The following is a 15,177-nucleotide window of genomic DNA, read 5'->3' as shown; positions in this document are numbered from 1 at the left end:
GCGTGGGTACCTCGCTTCGTCTGGTCGTCGCCCTCGCGGCGGCGCTCGTACTGACGGCGTGCTCCTCGGAGGACACCGATCAGCCCGACACCGATCCCTCGGCGCGCCTGCAGGCCGCTGCCGACACGATCACCGCCGCCCCGGCGATCGAATTCTCGCTGGCCACCGAGCAGTTGCCCTCGGGCGTCACCGGGCTGTTGTCGGTCAAGGGACAGGGCAACGACTCGCCCGCATTCCAGGGCGAGGCGCGCGTGTCCGCGGGTGGCACCGCGCTACCGGCCGAGGTCGTCGCCGTCGACGGCCAGCTGTGGGTCAAGACCGGGTTCTCCTCGGAGTTCCTCACCGTCAACCCCGAACAGCTGGGCGTGCCCGATCCGGCGCAGCTCGTCGGCTCGGGCGAGGACAGCGCGGTCTCGCTGCTGACGAGTGCGACCGACCTCGACGAAGGCGACGAGGTGCGTGACGGACGCGATGTCCTCACCACGATCACCGGAACCATCCCCGGTGCTGACGTCGCGCGGCTGCTGACCACGGCCGACGAGAACGGCGACTTCGAGGCCGAGTTCCGGCTCACCGAGGACGACGTCCTGCGCGATGTGGTGGTCACCGGCCCCTTCTACGCCGGAAGCGATGACGTCACCTACACGTTGACGATCACCGCGCTCGACTCCCCCGTCGAGATCACGGCTCCGACGCGCCCCACCGAGCGGTGACGGCACCGCGGCTGCTGCTCGGCCTCGCGGCTGTCGCCATCGGGTTCGCTGCCGCCGACACGTACGTCGTCGTCCTCGCGTTGCCGGACATGATGACGGCGAGCGGCCTCAACCTCGACGAATTGCAGCGTGCCGCGCCGATCGTCTCGGGCTTCCTCCTGGGCTACGTCGGCATCCTGCCGCTCATCGGACGGATCGCCGACCTGCGCGGCCGCGTGCCGGTGCTCATCGGCTGCCTCGTCGTCTTCGCGGCGGGTTCGGTCGTGACCGCGGCGGCCTACGACCTCACCTCGATCGTCGTCGGCCGGTTCTTCCAGGGGCTGGGCGGTGGAGGACTCATCCCGCCGACCCTCGCCCTGGTTGCCGACCGCTGGCCTCCCGAGCGGCGCGGCCTGCCGCTCGGCGTGGTCGGCGCGGTGCAGGAACTCGGTAGCGTGCTCGGTCCGCTTTACGGGGCGCTGGTCCTGGCGTTCGGCACCTGGCGCGACATCTTCTGGCTCAACTGCGCCGTGGGGCTCGTCATCGCCGCCGCCCTGTGGCCCCAGCGCGGCGCGGCGCGCCGGTCCCGCGACCTGACCGGGCTGCTCCTGGTCCTGCTCGCCAGCGCTACCGCGCTACTCGTCATGCTGCAGCCCCGGGGGCTCGTCACGGACATCACGATCGGTCTCGCCTTCGTCCCGTTCTCGGGCGAGTCGCGGTGGTGGTCGCCGCTCGGGGTGGCCACCGGGGTGCTCCTGCTCGGGTTCGCGGTGCGCCAGGCGACCGCACGCGATCCGCTCGTCGACTGGACCGGGTGGCGGCGGGCCCTCGGGCGCACGGACCCGTGGGGCGCGTTGGCGCTGTCGGTGGCGCTGGGCGCCGTGATCGTGACCTTCGCGTCCGCCGAACCGGAGTCCGGAGCGGTCTCTTCGCACGCACCATGGCTGCTGCTCATCGCCGCCCTCGCAGGCGGAGCCGTCGTGTGGCGGCAGCGCCGAGCCGCTGAGCCGATCGTGCCCCGCGGCGCGCTGCGCGACCGGGTCGCCGCCGGTTCCCTCGTGGTGTCGTTCTTCGTCGGCGCGTCGCTCATCGCGGCGCTCGTCGACATCCCGTTCTTCGCCCGCCTCACCGTGGCTCCGGAGTCTCAGCTCGACGCCGCGCTCGTCCTCGTGCGGTTTCTCGTGGCCTTGCCGATCGGAGCGGTCGTCGGTGGCTGGTTGACCCGCCGGGTTTCGGCCGCGGCCCTCACCGCCACGGCGATGCTGCTGAGCGCTGCGATGTTCGCGGTCATGTCCCGGTGGGAGGCCGACGCCCTCACTCATCTGGCCAGCGATGTCGTCCTGGTCGCCGCGGGCTTTGGGTTCGGCCTCGCCATCGCGCCGGTCAACGCGGCCCTGCTCGACCACACCGCCGAGGACGTCCACGGCGTGGCCAGCGCCCTCCTCGTGGTCGCCAGGATGGTCGGAATGCTGGTGGGCGTCTCGGCGCTGAGCGCCATCGGCCTTCGCGCGTTCCAGTCGGCAGCCGACGCCATGGCGCCGGTCGAGGAACTGTGCGGTGACACATCGCTATGTCCCGCGTACAACGACGCTCTTCGCGAGGCCGGAATCGCTCAACTTCAGGCCGTCTTCACGGGCGCGATGGTGTGTGCGCTGGCGGCAGCGTTCCTGGCCGTGCTGCTGCTTCGAAAGCGCAGCGCTACGGTACGAGCATGAGCAGTGCTTTCGACGATCTTCTCGACGCCAACCGCAGCTATGCCGAGCACCATGACCTCAAGGGATTCGACGGCATCGCCCACGCCGGGGTCGCCATGGTCACGTGCATGGATTCGCGCATCGATCCGCTCCGGATGATCGGGCTCTCTCCCGGCGACGCGAAGATCCTGCGTAATCCCGGTGGCCGCGTGACCGACCAGGCGCTCGTCGCCATCGTGCTGGGCGTGACCTTGCTGAAGGTGCGTCGTGTACTCGTGGTCGAACACACGCGGTGCGCGATGGCCTCCTCGACCGAAGAGCAGCTGCACGAGCGGATCAGCGACTTCATGGGAACCGACTCGACCTGGATGTCGCTCGGCGCGATCCCGGATCAGGAGAAGACGATCCGAGCCGACGTGCACCGCGTGCGCAGCCACCCGCTCGTCCCGGCCGACGTGAGCGTCGGCGGCTTCATCTACGACGTCGACTCCGGGCTGCTGCAGCCGGTCGTGGAGTCCTGACCGCACCGTGAGCGGTGAGTTGTCCCGCACCGGCATGGCCAGGGCGCGGGACAACTCACCGCCCGAGCCGGTGGGCCCGCCCGTGGTCAGGCGTCGATGAGGTCGGCGTCGATCTCATAGGCGCCCTGGACGATGAACTCCTTGCGCGGCGGCACCTCGTTGCCCATCAACAGCTCGAACACCTCGGTGGCCTCCTCGGCGTCGTCGACGGTGAGTCGGCGCAGCGTGCGATGGCGCGGGTCCATCGTCGTCTCGGCCAACTGGGACGCGTCCATCTCGCCGAGGCCCTTGTACCGCTGCACCGGGTCCTTCCAGCGGACGTTCTTGCGCTTGAGCTCGGCGAGTTTGCGCTGCAGCTCCGCGTCGGAGTACGTGTACACGTACTTGTCTTGGCCCTTCTTGGGGTTGACCAGCTCGATGCGGTGCAACGGCGGCACCGCGGTGAACACCCGCCCGGCCTCGACGAGGGGCCGCATGTAGCGGAAGAACAGCGTGGCCAGCAGGCAGCGGATGTGCGCCCCGTCGGAGTCGGCGTCGGCCATGAAGATGATGCGGCCGTAGCGGGCGGCGTCGATATCGAAGGTGCGGCCGGAACCGGCACCGACGACCTGGATGATCGACGAGCACTCGGCGTTCTTGAGCATGTCGCCGACGCTGGCCTTCTGCACGTTGAGGATCTTGCCGCGGATCGGCAGGAGCGCCTGGAACTCCGAGTCGCGGGCCGACTTGGCGGTACCCAACGCGGAATCGCCCTCGACGATGAACAACTCGCTGCGGTCGACGTCGCTGCTGCGGCAGTCGGCCAGCTTGGCCGGCAGCGCGCTGGACTCGAGCGCGTTCTTGCGGCGCTGGTTGTCCCGTTGCTGACGGGCCGCCACGCGGGTTCGGGCGGCGCCGACCACCTTCTCCATCAGCTGACGGGCCTTGGGCTTGTCGGCGGCCTTGGAGGTCGTGAGGAAGGCCTTGAGTTCGCGCGCGACGATCTGGTTGACGATGCGGGTGACCGGCGGTGTGCCGAGGACCTCCTTGGTCTGCCCTTCGAACTGCGGCTCGGCGAGACGGACCGTGACGACGGCCGTGAGTCCTTCGAGGATGTCGTCCTTGACGATGTCCGGGTCGCCGTTCTTGAGCAGCCGGGTGTTCTTGAGCACCTCGTTGAAGGTCTTGGTCAGCCCGCGTTCGAAGCCGTTGACGTGAGTGCCGCCCTTGGGCGTGGCGATGATGTTGACGTAGGACCGCAAGCGGGCGTCGTAGTCGTTGTCCCAGCGAAGGGCGATGTCGACGCCGAGGTTGCGCTCGACGTCCTGGGGGGTCATGTGCCCGGCGTCGTCGAGGATCGGCACCGTCTCGGTGAACGTGCTCTCGCCTTGGAGACGCAGCACGTCGGTGACCGGGTCGCCGGGGGCGAGGAACTCGCAGAACTCCGAAATGCCGCCGTCGTGCTGGAAGTCCTCCTCGTGGACGTCGTCGCCGCGTTCGTCGCGGATGACGATGCGCAGCCCCGGGACGAGGAACGACGTCTGCCGGGCCCGGGCGACGAGATCCTCGTACGAGAACTCGGCGGTCTTGATGAAGATCTGGGGGTCGGCCCAGTACCGGACGCGAGTGCCGGTCTTGGCCTTGGCGACCTTGCCGGCCTTGCGCAGCGTGTTGTCGACGGTGAAGTCGGCGTCCGGCCCCTCGCCGGCGTAGACCCCGGGCGTACCGCGCCGGAACGACATGGCCCAGGTGGCGCCACCCTTGTCGACCTCGACGTCCAGGCGTGCGGAGAGGGCATTGACGACCGAGGCGCCGACGCCGTGCAGGCCGCCGGTCGCGTTGTAGGAGCCGCCGCCGAACTTGCCGCCGGCGTGCAGCTTGGTGAACACGACCTCGACGCCGGACAGGCCGGTCTTGGTCTCGGTGTCGACGGGGATGCCGCGCCCGTTGTCGCGGACTTCGACGGAGCCGTCACGGTGGAGCACGACGACGATCTCGTTGCAGTGACCGCCGAGTGCTTCGTCGACGGCATTGTCGATGATCTCCCACAGGCAGTGCATGAGCCCGCGGGTGTCGGTGGAGCCGATGTACATACCGGGTCGCTTGCGAACCGCCTCGAGCCCCTCGAGGACGAGCAGGTTGCGAGCGTCATAACTGGAGATGGTGGCGTCCTTTCCCCTCAGATGTCGGCGGTTCTCAGCCTATCGACCCGCACCGACACGCCGCGGTTGCCATGCCGATGCAGCGTGTTGCCGTGGACTTGGGTCGAGGAGGGAGTATTCATGTCGTAAGGTCGACCCACGACGCGGAATATCACCGCCGAGCCGCACGTTGACGTGATCGAGACCGCCTGAAAGAAAGAGGACATCGTGACAGCAACCGCTGAACTCTCCGCCCTCACCACTGGTGACCGTTGCGATCGTTGCGGCGCTCAGGCGTACGTTCGTGTCGAACTCACGGCGGGCGCCGAACTGCTGTTCTGTGCGCACCACGCACGCCAGCACGAGGACAAGCTGCGAGAGGTGGCCATCAACATCCACGACGAGTCGGGCCGACTGAACGCCTGATCCCCTCGTCCCGAGACGCTTGACGGGCCCCGACCATCTGGTCGGGGCCCCTTTGCGTTCCCCGCTCCCCGCTCCGCCCGGAACCCGCCGCTCCCCGTCGCCACCGAGCGCCGAGTGGTGCATTCTCGCGACGCTCGTGCCCGATCAGCAGCGAACCTGCACCAATCGTGGAGAAAACAGCACCACTCGCGACCGATTGCCGGCGCGGCAGGACTCCACGCCGCTACCCTCCGGCACATGATCGACTTCGCGAACGGCAGCGTCTTCAAACTCAACCCCACGCCCGTGGAGAGCCTCGCCGACGAACTCTCCCGCTTGCTGATCCCTGAGGAGACGATCCTCGCCGCGTTCAAGGGCCCGCGGGACTTCGTCGCGTTCACGAGCAAGCGCATCGTCGCCGTGAACGTCCAAGGTCTGACCGGCAAGAAGCGCGACTACTCTTCGCTCCCGTACAGCAAGATCCAGGCGTTCTCCATCGAGACCGCCGGCACGTTCGACCTGGACGCCGAGTTGGAGCTCTGGTTCAGCGGCCTCGGCAAGGTGCGATTCGAGTTCAAGGGCAGCGCCGACATCCGCAGCATCGGAAGGATGATCGCCCACTACGTCCTGTGAGCACATGCGAAACGCCCGGTCCCCTGGGACCGGGCGTGTTGTGCAGCACTGAGGTTCTACGTCGTCGACGTTCGGCTCTGCCACTTCGGCTCACGCCGAGCGAGCCACGACGGATCGGCTCGGCGAGCCGGACGGAGGAATGTCGGACGGCGAGCTGGCGCGAGCGGGCGGTGGATGCCGCGGCACCGTTCTCGAGCAGGTAGTCGATCAACGCCCGTACCTGTCGTCGCGACGGGCAGCGTCGAGGCCCTCGCCCTCGGGCCCACGTCAAATCGAGGCGCACTCCGTCGCGGTAGGACGTCACGGTCGAGCGGCGCTCACTGCTCACCCCGCTGGGCTCGCCGGTTCTGCACGCGCCAGGTCTGCACCTGCCCGGCGATAACCAGCACCATGGCCGGCACCCCTAGCCAGGCTGACGCTGTTATCGCGCCTTCGACGAACGAGAGCACTACCCAGCCGATGATGATCGCGGAGGCGAAGCCGACCACGAGCCAGCGAAGCACGCCGAAAGGTACTGGCGGGCTATCGGACACGCTGTCAGCGTAGCGATATCTGGACGAGAAGCGCCGCGCTCGATGAGCGCATCGGACACCAGCTCACTCTGGACTGGGTTCCCAGTCCAGAGTGAGCGTCGACCGGGACGATTCTCAGTCCAGGTAGTCGCGCAGGACCTGCGAGCGCGACGGGTGGCGCAGCTTGCTCATCGTCTTGGACTCGATCTGACGGATGCGCTCGCGCGTCACGCCGTAGACCTTGCCGATCTCGTCGAGCGTCTTGGGCTGACCGTCGGTCAGGCCGAAGCGCATCGACACGACCCCGGACTCACGCTCGCTGAGCGTGTCGAGGACCGCGTGCAGCTGCTCCTGCAGCAACGTGAACGACACGGCGTCAGCCGGGACGATCGCCTCGGAGTCCTCGATGAGGTCGCCGAACTCGCTGTCGCCGTCCTCGCCGAGCGGCGTGTGGAGGCTGATCGGCTCGCGGCCGTACTTCTGGACCTCGACGACCTTCTCGGGCGTCATGTCCAGTTCCTTGGCGAGCTCCTCGGGGGTGGGCTCGCGGCCCAGGTCCTGCAGCATCTGCCGCTGGACGCGAGCGAGCTTGTTGATGACCTCGACCATGTGCACCGGGATACGGATGGTGCGCGCCTGGTCGGCCATCGCGCGAGTGATCGCCTGACGGATCCACCACGTCGCGTACGTGGAGAACTTGAAGCCCTTGGTGTAGTCGAACTTCTCGACCGCGCGGATCAGACCGAGGTTGCCCTCCTGGATGAGGTCCAGGAACAGCATCCCGCGGCCGGTGTACCGCTTGGCAAGCGAGACGACGAGACGCAGGTTGGCCTCGAGCAGGTGGTTCTTGGCCCGGCGGCCGTCGACGACGATCCACTCGAGCTCTTCGCGGGTCTTCTCCGAGATCCGCCCGCCCTTGGCGAGCTTCTCCTCGGCGAACAGGCCGGCCTCGATCCGCTTGGCGAGCTCGACCTCCTCGCCGGCGGTCAGCAGCGAGACCTTGCCGATCTGCTTGAGGTAGTCCTTGACCGGGTCGGCCGTGGCACCGGCGACCATGACCTGCTGGGCAGGTTCATCGGTGTCGTCGGCGGTCGACAGCGTGAAGCTGGACTCCTCGTCCTCCTTCAAGGTCGGATCAGTGGCCAGATCCTTCTCGAACTCCTCGTCCGAGATATCGGGCAGCACCTTTTTGCCATTGGCATCGACCTTGGCAGCTTCAGGAACTTCCAGCGCGCCCGCGAGGTCGATCGTCTCCTCCAGGACCTCCGCGGCCTTCTTGGCCGCGGGCTTCTTCGCTGGTGCCTTCTTCACCGCCGGCTTCTTGGCTGCGGCTGCCTTCTTGGCGGGAGCCTTGGCGGCGGCCGTCTTCTTCGTCGAGCCAGCTGCTGGAGTCACCGGGACATCAACCTCGCATCATCGAGTCGAGGGCGCAACAAAGAGCCCTCTGGTCAACCTCTGCGCACTAGTGTGCCACGCCACCCCAACGGGCCAATCACCTGTCGGCCGTTCAGCCGCGATGCCCCCACGTATGCACCGGTTCCCCGGTCAGCATGTGCTCGCGGTACTCGACCGTGAGGTCGCGCAGCGCAACGAGCCGGTCGGTAGCGGCCTTCGGATGCCGACGGAACGCCTCGATCATCCAGGTCGCCCCGTTGCGTCCGGTCAGGCAGCGCTGCTCGATGATACCGAGTAGCCGCTCGGCGACGTCCTGGTCCACGGCACTCGACTCGAGTCCGGCGTACGCGAGCGGCAGCAGATGACGCAGTACGAGCTCGCGCGCTGGGATCGTGCCCACGGTGGGCCACGTCAACTCGGTCTCGATGCCGCCGCGAGCGGCCGCATGAAAGTTCTCCTCCGCGGTCGCGAACGACATCTGCGACCACACCGGACGCTCGGCCAGGACCAGCGCCTTGACCAGACCGTAGAAGAACGCCGCGTTCGCGAGTGTGTCGACGACCGTGGGACCGGCCGGCAGGAGGCGATTCTCGATGCGGAGGTGAGGCCGCCCGTCGGCGACGTCGTAGATGGGCCGGTTCCACCGGTAGATCGTGCCGTTGTGCAGTCGCAGCTCCGCCAGACTCGGGACGCGGCCGGCGGCGAACTCCTCGACCGGGTCCTCGTCCTCCACGACCGGCAGCAGCGCCGGGAAGTACTTGGAGTTCTCCTCGAACAGATCGAAGACCGAGGTGATCCATCGCTCACCGAACCAGACCCGCGGGCGGACACCCTGGACCTTGAGTTCCTCGCTGCGGGTGTCGGTCGCCTGCTCGAACAGGGCGATACGCGTCTCGTGCCATAACTGCCGGCCGAGCAGGAACGGCGAGTTGGCACCGACGGCAAGCTGAACGCCCGCCACCGCCTGGGAGGCGTTCCAGGCGGCGCCGAACTCGTCCGGCTCGACCTGCAGGTGCAGCTGGGTGCTCGTGCAGGCGGCCTCGGGAATGATCGTGTCGGTGGACGTAGCGAGACGGTCGACGCCGTCGATCTCGATCTCGATGTCCTCCCCTCGAGCGGCGAGGATCTGGTCCGACAGCAGGTGGTAGCGGGGATTGGCCGAGATGGCATCTCCGGTGAAGTGCGACTCCTGCAACGTCGGAAGGATGCCGATCATCAGCAGTCGGGCGTCGACCGACGTGGCCCTCCGGTCGGCGTGCATGAGGTCGTCGCGAAGCTTGTCGGCGATCTTCGCCAGACCGCGCCCGCCGATTTCGACGGGTGGGACGTTCACCTCGAGGTTGAACATGCCGAGTTCGGTCTGGAAGTCCTCGTCGGCGATGCGTTCGAGTGCCTCGGCGTTGCGCAGCGCCGGGTCTCCTGCGGCGTCGACGAGGTTGAACTCCACTTCGATGCCGATCTGCGGGTGGCCGACGGAGAAGTCCGCCTCGCTCAGCATCGACGCGAGCGCGTCCAGGCACCTGCGGACCTTGGTGCGATATCGGGTGCGGTCCTCGCGCGTGAACTCACGGGCCTCGACGTCTTGTCCCATGCACGTCAGCGTAGAGAAGAATCAGGCGCTCCGTCGGGTGAGGACGTGTGGGCTGAGTCGCTCACCAGAAGGATCGATGTCGGCCCACCGAGCGGGGTTCACGCCCTCACTGACGATCGTGAACAGCAGGTTGGCCATCGAGTAGTCCGGCGCGATCTCGCGGGCCCGCTCCAAGGCCACCAGCGCACGCGCTCCGTCGCCCCACAGCCAGGCGGAGAACCCGGCCAGGCACAAAGCCGGCACGGACATACTCTCCGGCACGCGGCTCGCGACGGTGCACCAGAGCCTGTGCATCTGCGGCGCGTTGGCACGATCGATGCGCAACCAGGCGGCATCACGCGGCGGGATCGCCGTGACGAGCACGCCCAGCCGCACCGCATCGCCGTCGGTGACCTCGGGTCCCCCGTCCAGCAGACGCTCGACCTGCGCGATCTCCGCGACGTGGTCGCGTCGATGGCAGACGTCCTCCAGCACGGTGAACGCGGCGTCGTGCATCCATTCCTGCCGCGGCCCGCGCACCGGCGCGATCTCGTCGTAGAGCGCCTCGCGGTCCTCGAGCACATTGAGGCCGGCCGCCACCGCCGTGACGCGGGCCTCGTGCACCGCGGAGAGCTGGTAGGGCTCTCCTTCGGAGGGGCAATCGCGAAGATCGGTCCAGAGCCGCTCCGCGTTCGCCCAGATCTTGAGGCGAACGGGGACGGGGCCGAGCCGGTCCCCCACCGCGTGCAGGAGTTCTTCGGCCACGGCAGGGTGCTCGCTCAGTCCGATGAGGATGACCCCATCGTCGGCGTTGCGTTGCAGGTGCTCGGCGACGAGTGCCGCGACCTGCTCGTCCTCGAATCGTCGTCGGGGGATGTCGACCCGGAGCCGGAAGCCGAAGCGGTTGCGGGGACCACTCACGCACAGCCCGATGATCGACTCTCGTGGCACGAAGCCGAAGAGGGTGGGGACGGCGTTGAGGAGGTCTTCGAAGGTGTGAGCGCGGTAGAGCGGTGCGTCCTGGGATCGAGTCATGCACTGAGCCTCGACCCACGCGATCGCCCCGTGAAGAGTCGCGGCGCCGGCTGTGGACGGGTCAGGAAGGCCGCCGGCCCTGTGGATCACCGAGCTGTCGGGGCAGCACGACACAATGGACCCATGCGCGCCACGGCATCGATCCTCCACCTGGATCTTGATGCCTTCTTCGCCGCCGTGGAGCAGCGCGACAAGCCCTCGTTGCGCGGCAAACCGGTGATCGTCGGCGGCATCGGCGGTCGCGGCGTCGTCTCCACCGCCTCCTACGAGGCGCGTCGGTTCGGCGTCCGTTCGGCCATGAGCATGGCCGAGGCTCGCGGGCGATGCCCGCACGCCGCCTTCCTCGCCGGCCGCTTCGACGCCTACCGGGCGGCGTCGCGCATCGTCATGGACCGGCTTCGCGAACTCTCACCGCTCGTTCAGCCGCTCTCGCTCGACGAGGCCTTCGTCGACCTCGCGGCCCATCCAGACTTCGACCCGCACGAGCTCGAGGCGCTCGTCCTCGAGCTTCGCGCCGACATCACGGAGCGGACGAACGGCCTCACCTGCTCGGTGGGGGTCGCCAGCTCGAAGTTCCTGGCCAAGATCGCCAGTGAACTCAACAAGCCCGACGGGCATTTCATCGCGCATCCTGGCACCGAGCTCGAACTACTCGCCCCGATGCAGGTCACGGCGATACCCGGCGTCGGCCCGGCGACCGCTGAGCGATTGCGACGCCTCGGCGTGGAGACGATCGAGCAGTTGCGCGCGCTGAGTCTCGACGAGTTGATCCGGTCGCTGGGCGCGGCCAGCGGGCGCTCGCTGTTCCACCTCGCTCGCGGCGAGGACGATCGTCCGGTCGAACCGCACCGCGAAGCCAAGTCCGTCAGTGTCGAGGACACCTTCCCGGTCGACATCGCCGACCGGTCCGAGCTCGCGTCGGTCACCGACACACTCGCTCGTACGGTCGCACGCCGGCTCCGGGCCGCCGGGCAATCCGGCCGCACCGTCACCCTGAAGATGCGCCGGCACGACTTCGAGACCCATACGCGCTCCATCACGCTGCCCGGCCCCACCGACCATCCGCGTGTGATCACCGAGGCCGCGCTCGGGCTCCTCGCGGCCGCCGACGTCACGGGCGGGCTCCGGCTGCTCGGTGTCGGCGTCTCCGGGCTGACCGACTGGGTTCAGGACGACCTCTTCAGCGAACCGCCTTCCGAGCAGGACGAGGACATGCCACTCCCCCGGCGAGCCGCCCGAAACCGGCCGGGCCACGCCTGGGTCGCGGGGATGGACGTGACTCACGCCGAGCACGGCGACGGCTGGGTGTGGGGCGCCGGACTCGGACGCGTGACGGTGCGCTTCGAGACCCGGCTGACCCCGTCCGGACCGATCATGACGTTCGCCGAGGACGACCCGGCACTCTCGGTTCGCGCATCCGACCCGGCCGGTACGGTCGAGACATGACCCAGCCCCCGCTCGCCGAACGCCGCCCCACGACTCGCGTCCACCACGGCGACTCGGTCGTCGACGAGTACGAGTGGCTTCGGGACAAGGAGGACCCGGCCACGATCGCGTACCTGGAAGCGGAGAACGCCTACGCCGAGCAGCAGACGGCGCATCTGGCCGGTCTGCGCGAGCAGATCTTCGAGGAGATCAAGTCGCGCACTCAGGAGACCGACCTCTCGGTCCCGGTCCGCCACGGCGACTGGTGGTACTACACGAGAACCCGCGAGGGCCAGCAGTACGCGATCCGGTGCCGTTGCCCCATCGGCGACCGGGACGACTGGACTCCTCCCGTGCTCGACGGCGAGGCTCCCATCGAGGGTGAAGAGATCCTGCTGGACGCGAACGTGGAGGCGCAAGGACACGAGTTCTTCTCGCTGGGCGCCTTCAGCCTCAGCGACGACGACACCCTGCTGGCGTGGTCGGTCGACACCACCGGTGACGAGCGCTACACGATCCGGATCAAGGATGTGCGCACCGGAGAGCTGCTCGGAGACGAGATCACCGGCGCCGCGGCGGGAGCGACGTGGTCGGCAGACGGCAGTCACCTCTTCTACACGGTCGTCGACGACGCCTGGCGCCCGTATCAGGTGTGGCGCCACCGCGTCGGGGCCAACGAGGCCGACGTCCTGGTGTTCGAGGAGCCCGACGAGCGCTACTTCGTCGGCGTCGGTCGCTCTCAGTCCGAGCGGTACCTCGTCATCAGCGTGGGATCCAAGATCACCAGCGAGTCTCGCGTGCTGGAGGCGAGCGATCCCACCGGTGAGTTCCGCGTCGTCCTTCCTCGCCGCGACGGCGTCGAGTACGGCATCGAGCACGTCGTGATCGACGGACAGGACCACTTCCTGCTGCTGCACAACGACGGTGCTCCGAACTTCGAACTGGCCGTCGTTCCCGTCGACGATCCGACACGGCGCACCGTCGTGATCCCGGCTGACCACACCACCCGGATCGACGAGGTGGACGTCTTCAAGTCCTTCGTCGCCGTCAGCTACCGGCGCGAAGCGCTCACCCGGATCGGCATCATGCCGATCGTGGAGGGAGGTTTCGGCCCCGTCGAGGAGATCACCTTCGAGGAGGAGCTGTTCTCCTGCGGGGTCGGCGCGAACGCCGAGTGGGACCCACCGTTCCTGCGCCTCGGCTTCACCTCGTTCGTGACGCCCGGTTCTGTCTACGACTACGATCTCGCGTCGGGCTCGCTCCTGCTGCGTCGCCAGGTGCCCGTTCTCGGCGGTTACGACGCCGCGCAGTACCGCCAGGAGCGCGCCTGGGCGACCGCCGAGGACGGCACCCAGGTGCCGATCTCGATCGTCTACCGTCACGACACGCCGCGCGACGGCACCGCTCCGGCGCTGCTGTACGGCTACGGCTCGTACGAGGCGTCGATGGACCCGGGGTTCTCGATCCCGCGGCTTAGCCTGCTCGACCGCGGCTTCGTGTACGCGGTGGCGCACGTGCGCGGCGGTGGCGAGATGGGCCGCCACTGGTATGAGAACGGCAAGCTGCTCGCCAAACGCAACACGTTCACCGACTTCATCGCGTGCGCGCGTCACCTCGTCGACGACGGGTGGACCAGCAGCGGCCGGCTCGTGGCCGAGGGCGGTAGCGCCGGCGGACTCCTCATGGGTGCCGTGGCCAACATGGCGCCGGACGCCTTCGCGGGCATTCTCGCCGAGGTGCCGTTCGTCGATGCACTCACGTCCATCCTCGACCCGTCCTTGCCACTCACGGTCATCGAGTGGGATGAGTGGGGCAACCCGCTGAAGGACCCCGACGTCTACGCGTATATGAAGTCCTACTCGCCGTCCGAGAACGTCGGGCCGCACGCCTACCCGAAGATCTGCGCCGTCACGAGCCTCAACGACACCCGGGTGCTGTACGTCGAGCCGGCCAAGTGGGTGGCGAAATTGCGCAGCATCGCCGTCACTGACGAGCCCATCCTGCTCAAGACGGAGATGTCGGCGGGGCACGGCGGCGTCAGCGGGCGGTACGCCGCGTGGCACGAGCGCGCATGGGAGCTCGCCTGGATCCTCGACGCCGCCGGCGCGGTGCCACGCGCATAGCGTCGGCAGATTCGTTACATCCGTCACAAGGTTGCTAAGAACCCGCTGAGAGCGGAATCCCGCGGGGGTGCTTGCCGTTGTACCAGGTGCAACCAAGTGATGGGAGACCCTCCGTGGACCACAACACCGACATCGAAGGCAAGGACAGCGTCGGCATGTACCTCGCCGAGATCGCCCGCACGCCTCTGCTGGACGCGGAGCGTGAGGTCGAGCTGAGCAAGACCATCGAGGCCGGTCTGTTCGCGCGTCATCTCCTGGAAACGGGCCGCATCGGCCGCGCCAAGGGCGGTGCGCCCAAGCGCGCCAGCCGCGAAGAGCTGGAATGGCTCGCCGAGGAGGGCGAACGCGCCCTCCAGGAGTTCATCCAGGCCAACCTCCGCCTCGTGGTGTCGATCGCCCGTAAGTACGGTCGCGCCCAGATGCCCATGCTGGACCTGATCCAGGAGGGCAACACGGGCCTGATCCGCGCCGTCGAGAAGTTCGACTACGTCAAGGGCTTCAAGTTCTCCACGTACGCCACGTGGTGGGTGCGCCAGGCCATCACGCGTGGTGTCGCCCAGCAGGCGCGAGTCGTCCGCCTCCCCGTGCACGTCGTGGAGGAGCTCAACCAGGTGTCCGGCGCACGCCGGAACCTCGAGCGCGAGCTCGGCTACGACCCCGAGCCGGCGGAAATCGCTGCCGAGCTCGGCATGGATGTCGACCGCGTCATCGACCTGCTGTCGTGGGGCCGCGATCACGTGAGCCTCGACTCCCCGGTCGACGACGAGGGCGACACGTCGCTGGGCGACCTCATCGCCCGCGATCCGATGCCCGGACCGGACGCTGCCGCGCTCGATCATGCGGCGCGCGACCAGCTGCTCACCCTCGTCGATCACCTCGACGAGCGGGAGGCCGACATCGTCAAGGCCCGGTACGGCCTGCTCGACGGCCGTCAGCAGAAGCTCGCCGACATCGGCCGTCGCCACGGCATCTCCGCCGAGCGAGTGCGACAGGTGGAGCGTCAGGCGCTCGCGAAGCTGCGAGCGATCGCCGACCCCGAACTGGCGGCGTAA

13 protein-coding genes are annotated in these 15,177 nt (G+C 68.2%); 8 read left to right on the top strand and 5 right to left on the bottom strand.

What is annotated here, in order from left to right:
• The first annotated feature begins 2 nt into the window (after nucleotides 1-2).
• Genes D9V41_RS12115 through D9V41_RS12105 form a run of 3 tightly spaced genes read left to right on the top strand, consistent with a single transcriptional unit; the run spans nucleotide 3 to nucleotide 2,907 of the window.
• Nucleotides 3-713, top strand: a complete 711-nt coding sequence (locus D9V41_RS12115; protein WP_166376023.1) for an LppX_LprAFG lipoprotein — start codon at nucleotides 3-5, stop codon at nucleotides 711-713.
• Nucleotides 710-2,407, top strand: a complete 1,698-nt coding sequence (locus D9V41_RS12110) for an MFS transporter (RefSeq protein ID WP_121794837.1) — start codon at nucleotides 710-712, stop codon at nucleotides 2,405-2,407. Before D9V41_RS12115 ends, D9V41_RS12110 begins: the two co-directional genes overlap by 4 nt.
• Nucleotides 2,404-2,907, top strand: a complete 504-nt coding sequence (locus tag D9V41_RS12105; protein WP_121794836.1) for a beta-class carbonic anhydrase — start codon at nucleotides 2,404-2,406, stop codon at nucleotides 2,905-2,907. Before D9V41_RS12110 ends, D9V41_RS12105 begins: the two co-directional genes overlap by 4 nt.
• An 86-nt stretch (nucleotides 2,908-2,993) precedes the next feature.
• Here D9V41_RS12105 and D9V41_RS12100 read toward each other — a convergent pair whose 3' ends face one another.
• On the bottom strand, nucleotides 2,994-5,069 hold the full coding sequence (locus D9V41_RS12100; RefSeq protein ID WP_121794835.1) for a DNA gyrase/topoisomerase IV subunit B: 2,076 nt from the start codon (nucleotides 5,067-5,069) through the stop codon (nucleotides 2,994-2,996).
• Between the two features lie 183 nt (nucleotides 5,070-5,252).
• Here D9V41_RS12100 and D9V41_RS12095 point away from each other — a divergent pair, with 183 nt between their 5' ends.
• A complete protein-coding gene (locus D9V41_RS12095; RefSeq protein WP_121794834.1) occupies nucleotides 5,253-5,453 on the top strand; it encodes a DUF7455 domain-containing protein in 201 nt (66 codons plus the stop codon).
• A gap of 237 nt (nucleotides 5,454-5,690) precedes the next feature.
• The gene (locus D9V41_RS12090) at nucleotides 5,691-6,065 is read left to right on the top strand and encodes a PH domain-containing protein (RefSeq protein WP_121794833.1); all 375 of its coding nucleotides are present in this window, start codon (nucleotides 5,691-5,693) and stop codon (nucleotides 6,063-6,065) included.
• A 317-nt stretch (nucleotides 6,066-6,382) separates the two neighbouring features.
• Here the strand turns inward: D9V41_RS12090 and D9V41_RS12085 are convergent, their stop codons facing one another.
• The 4 genes from D9V41_RS12085 to D9V41_RS12070 all read right to left on the bottom strand — a co-directional run bounded on the left by D9V41_RS12085 (nucleotide 6,383) and on the right by D9V41_RS12070 (nucleotide 10,577).
• Entirely contained in the window at nucleotides 6,383-6,598 is a 216-nt protein-coding gene (locus tag D9V41_RS12085) for a hypothetical protein (protein ID WP_133434179.1), read from the bottom strand.
• A 114-nt stretch (nucleotides 6,599-6,712) separates the two neighbouring features.
• The gene (locus tag D9V41_RS12080; protein WP_208006846.1) at nucleotides 6,713-7,972 is read right to left on the bottom strand and encodes an RNA polymerase sigma factor; all 1,260 of its coding nucleotides are present in this window, start codon (nucleotides 7,970-7,972) and stop codon (nucleotides 6,713-6,715) included.
• A gap of 112 nt (nucleotides 7,973-8,084) precedes the next feature.
• Complete coding sequence (locus D9V41_RS12075) at nucleotides 8,085-9,563, bottom strand: glutamate-cysteine ligase family protein (RefSeq protein WP_121794831.1); 1,479 nt, start codon at nucleotides 9,561-9,563, stop codon at nucleotides 8,085-8,087.
• Nucleotides 9,564-9,584: 21 nt separating this feature from the next.
• Nucleotides 9,585-10,577 carry a DUF4192 domain-containing protein gene (locus D9V41_RS12070; RefSeq protein WP_121794830.1) on the bottom strand — a complete coding sequence of 331 codons (993 nt, stop codon included), beginning with the start codon at nucleotides 10,575-10,577 and terminating at the stop codon, nucleotides 9,585-9,587.
• Nucleotides 10,578-10,700: 123 nt separating this feature from the next.
• On the opposite strand from D9V41_RS12070, the gene D9V41_RS12065 reads away from it, so the two are divergent.
• The 3 genes from D9V41_RS12065 (at nucleotide 10,701) to D9V41_RS12055 (ending at nucleotide 15,177) form a co-directional block, all read left to right on the top strand.
• A complete protein-coding gene (locus tag D9V41_RS12065; protein WP_121794829.1) occupies nucleotides 10,701-12,023 on the top strand; it encodes a DNA polymerase IV in 1,323 nt (440 codons plus the stop codon).
• Nucleotides 12,020-14,125, top strand: coding sequence for a S9 family peptidase (locus D9V41_RS12060; protein WP_121794828.1), 2,106 nt, complete (start codon nucleotides 12,020-12,022; stop codon nucleotides 14,123-14,125). The genes D9V41_RS12065 and D9V41_RS12060 overlap by 4 nt, the downstream gene beginning before the upstream one ends.
• A 155-nt stretch (nucleotides 14,126-14,280) precedes the next feature.
• Entirely contained in the window at nucleotides 14,281-15,177 is an 897-nt protein-coding gene (locus D9V41_RS12055) for a sigma-70 family RNA polymerase sigma factor (protein ID WP_121794899.1), read from the top strand.

Source organism: Aeromicrobium phragmitis (assembly GCF_003674095.1).
Lineage (GTDB): Bacteria > Actinomycetota > Actinomycetes > Propionibacteriales > Nocardioidaceae > Aeromicrobium > Aeromicrobium phragmitis.
The sequence above is the reverse complement of the archived record's forward strand: the minus strand, read 5'-3'. Positions and strand labels throughout refer to the sequence as shown.